Source organism: Rhodococcus sp. R1101, from assembly GCF_000278445.1.
Lineage (GTDB): Bacteria > Actinomycetota > Actinomycetes > Mycobacteriales > Mycobacteriaceae > Rhodococcus > Rhodococcus gordoniae.
The window spans coordinates 1-1,890 of the sequence record NZ_AJVB01000623.1 but is presented as its reverse complement, the minus strand read 5'-3'; the positions used below and the strand labels follow the sequence as shown (position 1 = coordinate 1,890).

3 protein-coding genes and 1 pseudogene are annotated in these 1,890 nt (G+C 70.2%); all 4 read left to right on the top strand.

Annotation, left to right across the window (positions count from 1 at the left end; translation table 11 throughout):
• Window positions 1–245, top strand: a pseudogene (locus tag R1101_RS0122475) (translation initiation factor IF-3); the annotation flags it as partial.
• Window positions 246–316: 71 nt separating this feature from the next.
• Complete coding sequence (rpmI, locus tag R1101_RS0122470; protein WP_016935462.1) at window positions 317–511, top strand: 50S ribosomal protein L35; 195 nt, start codon at window positions 317–319, stop codon at window positions 509–511.
• A 65-nt stretch (window positions 512–576) separates the two neighbouring features.
• Window positions 577–957, top strand: coding sequence for a 50S ribosomal protein L20 (gene rplT / locus R1101_RS0122465; RefSeq protein WP_006553977.1), 381 nt, complete (start codon window positions 577–579; stop codon window positions 955–957).
• Between the two features lie 38 nt (window positions 958–995).
• Window positions 996–1,808: a TrmH family RNA methyltransferase gene (locus R1101_RS0122460; RefSeq protein ID WP_016935461.1), complete on the top strand. Its 813-nt coding sequence runs from the start codon at window positions 996–998 to the stop codon at window positions 1,806–1,808.
• The last annotated feature ends 82 nt before the right edge of the window (window positions 1,809–1,890 follow it).

Sequence of the window (1,890 nt, the reverse complement as noted above, 5' to 3'; positions counted from 1 at the left end):
TCCGGTTGCTGCAGCGCCTCGGCGCCGATGTCGCCGAGCTCGGCTTCATCGAGACCAGTCCGAAGCAGGACGGCCGGAACATGACCATGGTGCTGGCCCCGCACAAGGGTGCGAAGACCCGCGCGAAGGCTCAGGAAGCCGCGCAGGCCGCACCGGCGCAGGCGGCTCCGCGCCCGGCAGCCTCCGCCGCCCCGTCCACGGAGGCCGCGCCGGCTCCCGAGACGGGCGACGCCCCGAGCAACTAGCCCGCTCAGGCAGCACATCCGGTGCTGTCCGTGAGCACCGATGTACGCACACGACAAGAACTGAGGACTCCATGCCCAAGTCGAAGACCCACAGCGGCACCGCGAAGCGATTCAAGGTGTCCGGTAGCGGAAAGGTCCTGCGCCAGAAGGCGGGTCGCCGCCACCTGCTCGAGCACAAGTCCTCGCGGGTGACGCGTCGTCTCGACGGCAAGGCCGTCGTCTCCGACGCCGACACCCCGCGCGTCAAGCGCATGCTCGGGCTCTGAGCCTCTCCGACCGATCCACCCGGGGACGGACATCTCGTCCCCCGAACTCTGACAGGACATAACCAGTGGCACGCGTGAAGAGGGCCGTCAACGCCCAGAAGAAGCGTCGTTCGATTCTCGAGGCCTCGAAGGGCTACCGCGGACAGCGCTCGCGCCTGTACCGCAAGGCCAAGGAGCAGCAGCTCCACTCGCTGACCTACGCATACCGCGACCGTCGCGCCCGCAAGGGTGATTTCCGCAAGCTGTGGATCAGCCGCATCAACGCTGCTGCCCGCGCCAACGACATCACCTACAACCGCTTCATCCAGGGCCTCAAGGCCGCCGGTGTCGAGGTCGACCGCAAGATCCTCGCCGAGCTCGCCGTCTCCGACGCCGAGGCCTTCGCCGGTCTCGTCGCCGTCGCCAAGGCTGCACTGCCGGCCGACGTCAACGCTCCGGCTGCCTGAGTGCTGCCCTGAGCAACGACAATCTCCAGGAACGGCCCGTGGACACGCTCACCGAGCGCACCCCACGGGTCGTTTCTGCTGTGAAACTGCTCCGGACCGCCGAGCGTCGCAAGACCGGTCGGTTCCTCGCCGAGGGTGAGAACTCCGTCACCGAAGCGCTCGCCGCCGCACGGGTGCACGAGTTGTTCGTCACCGAGGCCGCCGCCGGTCGCTACGGCCGACTCGTCGACGACGCGCGCGGTCGCGGTGTGCGCGTGGGGATCGTCACCGAACGCGCCGCCGCCCGGCTGTCCGACACCGTGACCCCACCCGGTCTCGTCGCCGTGTGCGACACCCTCGACGTGCCGCTCGCCGAAGCGGTGACGTCCCGGTCGCGGCTGCTCGCCGTGCCGGTCGCCGTCGCCGAGCCCGGCAACGCCGGCACCCTCATCCGCGTGTCCGACGCGGTCGGCGCCGACGCCGTGGTGCTCGCCGGCGACAGCGTCGACCCGCACAACGGCAAGTGCGTACGCTCCTCGGCCGGCAGCATCTTTCACCTGCCGGTCGCCCGCGAACGCGACACCGACCGGGTCCTGGCCGCCCTCACCGACGCCGGCGTGCAGATCCTTGCGACCGCCGCCGACGGCGAGATCGACCTCGACGACGCCGACGACCTGCTCGCCGCCCCCACTGCGTGGCTGTTCGGCAACGAGGCCCACGGACTCGACCCGCAGGTCGCCGCCCGCGCCGACCATCGCGTCCGAATCCCCATTCGCGGACGCGCCGAATCGCTCAACCTCGCCACCGCCGCCTCGATCTGCCTGTATGCGAGCGCGCGGGTGCAACATCGGGCCGCTCGGCCCATCACATAGGATTTCCTCCGGTGCGCCGCGGACTCCGGCCCGCACCGCGCCTGGAGAGATCACCCGTTTCGTCCCGAAGAAGGGAGGATGG

Coding starts and splice junctions, on each gene's coding strand:
- rpmI (WP_016935462.1), top strand. CDS start 317: ATGCCCAAGTCGAAGACCCACAGCGGCACCGCGAAGCGATTCAAGGTG.